Origin of the sequence: Arthrobacter sp. I3, assembly GCF_000520575.1 — a bacterium.
Classification (GTDB): Bacteria; Actinomycetota; Actinomycetes; order Actinomycetales; family Micrococcaceae; genus Arthrobacter; species Arthrobacter humicola_A.
Window position 1 is genome coordinate 13,235 of record NZ_KI914925.1, and the last position, 2,885, is coordinate 16,119.

The 2,885-nt window shown below is 66.3% G+C and carries 3 protein-coding genes; all 3 read left to right on the top strand.

Going from position 1 to position 2,885, the window contains the following annotated elements:
- Positions 1 to 827: MFS transporter (locus tag Y706_RS28125; protein ID WP_043436015.1), on the top strand; the 827-nt coding region annotated here is incomplete at its 5' end.
- A 153-nt stretch (positions 828 to 980) separates the two neighbouring features.
- Positions 981 to 2,018 carry a LacI family DNA-binding transcriptional regulator gene (locus Y706_RS0110990; RefSeq protein WP_216699126.1) on the top strand — a complete coding sequence of 346 codons (1,038 nt, stop codon included), beginning with the start codon at positions 981 to 983 and terminating at the stop codon, positions 2,016 to 2,018.
- Between the two features lie 95 nt (positions 2,019 to 2,113).
- Positions 2,114 to 2,885, top strand: a 772-nt coding sequence (locus tag Y706_RS29260; protein WP_052355059.1) for a hypothetical protein, incomplete at its 3' end; no start/stop codon positions are given.

The window sequence follows — 2,885 nt, forward strand, 5'->3', positions numbered from 1 at the left end:
CTATCCGCGACAGGCTCGAGGACAGCCGCCGCATCCTCAACCTCAGTCGCAGCCCGGAGGAAGCCGATTTCGAATACAAAGAAATCGTTGAGTCCGCGAATACGGCCCGGAATGAGCGCTCCAGCGCCTGGCGCGATCTGAAGAACAATCCCTGGATGCGCCGGCTCCTCTGGGTCGGCATCGGGCTCGCCGCAGCCCAGCAGGCAACGGGCATCAATACCGTGAACTACTACGCCCCCACCATCCTCGAGCGCAGCGGCCTCGGCGTGAGCGCATCGCTCGTGGCGACCATCGCCGTCGGCGTCACGTCGGTGCTGATGACCGTTCTGGGTATCTGGCTGCTGGGCTTCGTCGGGCGCCGCCGCATGCTGGTCATTGGCTTCTCCGGGGTCGTAGCTTCGCAGGCACTCCTCGCCGTCGTCTTCACACTCCCCCAGTCGGACCTCGTCAGTTACACCATTCTGGCGGCGATGATGCTGTTCGTGGCCTTCGTGCAGTGCTTCATCGGCACGTGCGTGTGGCTACTGCTCTCCGAGATCTTCCCGCTGGCCATCCGCGGCTTCGCGATGGGCATCGCGGTGTTCGCCCTCTGGACCGTGAACGCGGCGATCTCCTTCCTGTTCCCGATCCTGGTCGTCGCCCTGGGCTCAACCGGCACGTTCACCGTGTTCGTGCTGGTGAATATTGTTTCCCTGATCTTCGTGGCGAAATTCGTGCCGGAGACGAAGGGGCAATCCCTGGAAGAGCTGGAGGTGCACTTCCGCACCGGAGGCATTCCAATCATCGTGCCTCCCACGGTACCGGGCGAGAAGGCGGTATCTCTCTGAGAATCGAACGTCCGCAGCCATTGCCGCCGGGGCCTCCCCCACGGGACAGGCATGCGGCCGGCGTCAGGCAGCAGTGGAACCGGTGCGGTTGCCCATGGGGCGGCGGCCGGAACCGCTGTGTTTCCCGCGATACGCTTGCCGGCAGGAGGCCATTTGTCCAGGAACGAACTGAGCCAGCATGTAGCGGCCAAACGCGCCACCATTGAGGATGTGGCGCGCGAGGCCGGCGTATCTCGCGCACTCGTTTCCCTGGTGCTGAGGGGTTCACCCAAGGTGAGTGAACAAAGAAGAGAAGCTGTTGCCACCGCTATAGCCGCACTCGACTACCGGCCCAGCAATGCGGCCCGCTCGCTCGCCAGCGGGCGGACGCAAACAGTAGGAGTGCTGCTGGACGACCTCTCCAATCCCTGGTTCGTGGAGCTGCTCGACGGCATGCAGAACATCTTCCGGGAGCGGAACCTTCGGATGGTCCTCGGCGATCCCCGCTATCTGGCCCGCCCAGGGGAAAGCCCGGTGTCCGCCTTCTTGGAATTGCGCGTCGACGGCCTCGTCATCGCCGGAGACTTCTCCGCCGATGAAGACCTCACCCGCGCCACACTGCTCACGCCAGCCGTCGTCGCCGGCACCCGCGCCTTCGACCTCCCGGCAGCGGACCGCGTCAGCAACGACGACGCCGCCGGCGCCCGGATGGCCGTCGAACACCTGATTGGTCTCGGCCACAGCGATATTGCCTTCCTCACCGCTCCCACCGGGTCCGCTACCGTGCGGGCCGACGCTTACCGGGACACCATGACCCGCCACGGCTTGCAGAACTTCATCCGGGTGATACCGACGGACTTGAGCGAACATTCCGGCTTTGAGGCAATGAGCCGCCTTATCGACGGCGGCCGGCCCCCCTCAGCGGTCTTTGCCGCCAACGACATCCTCGCCGTCGGTGCGCTCTCGGCCGCGGACGAGCACGGCATCAGCGTGCCGGCACAACTCTCACTGGTCGGATACGACAACACCTATCTCGCCGGGATCCGCCACGTCTCCCTGACCACCGTCGACCCCGTCAGCCGGGACGTAGGCATCCGCGCTGCGGAGTTTCTCCTTGCCCGCATCGCCGACCCCTCCCTGCCGCCACGTACCGAAGTGCTGGCCCCGCGCCTCGTCGTTCGAAGCACCACAGCTCCCGCCGCCCACACCTGACACCCTGGCCACCCAAAGGCGGGCGGCCGGAGGCCACTGCCCTCTGTCGTGGTGCAGTGGCCCTGGCTAGACTTGAATTGCGCCGGATTAGACGCATGGATTCGTCTCTGGAGGGCAGGATCATGACAGACCGCAGCGACTCCGAATTGCCCGCGGACCAGACGCCCGCGGACGTGAAACCAGAAGATAAGGAGCTCCGGGGCCGGTACGTCGAAGGGACCTACGGTAAGGCTGGCGTGCAGAGAGGCCGGCACGCCGAGGACGAGGAAGGCCAATACGTCCAAGGTGACTACGGTGCGGGCGGCAGGGAGGGCGGCCTGCCCGAACCCTTGGGAGACCGAGCCAAGGAATCCGGGCGCTACGTGGCAGCCGACTACGGCGGCGCTGGTACGGTTCCGGGACGCACGGCCGGGTCGGAAATCGGCCAGTACACCGAAGGTGATTACGGTGCGGACGGTACTGTAGATCCGCTGCGCAAGGCCGGAACAGGTACGCCTGGCGAAATGCCGATGACCGAGGCGCACGGTGGCCACGACGCTGAATCGCGGGCCCGGAACGCCTCGCCGGGTGCCGCGGCCCAGAGCGATGACTCCCGCAGCGGTGCAGATGTGCGCGAAGCGGTCGACATCGCGGAGGCGGGCACCAAGGCGCAGGGGGATCACTCGCATCCGGAACGGGCCAAGACAGGCGAGGCGCCCGTGGAGCAGGTGTTCAACGACCCCGCCATGACCGAGGGGCAGCGGACCGTGACGGACTCCGCAAAGACATCCGGATCTGTACCGCCGGGACCCTCACCCGCCGAAGCCGGATCCGGTGGCGCCCAGTCCGCGGTTGGGGCCCGGGAGTCGGACCGACTCGCGGCAGGCG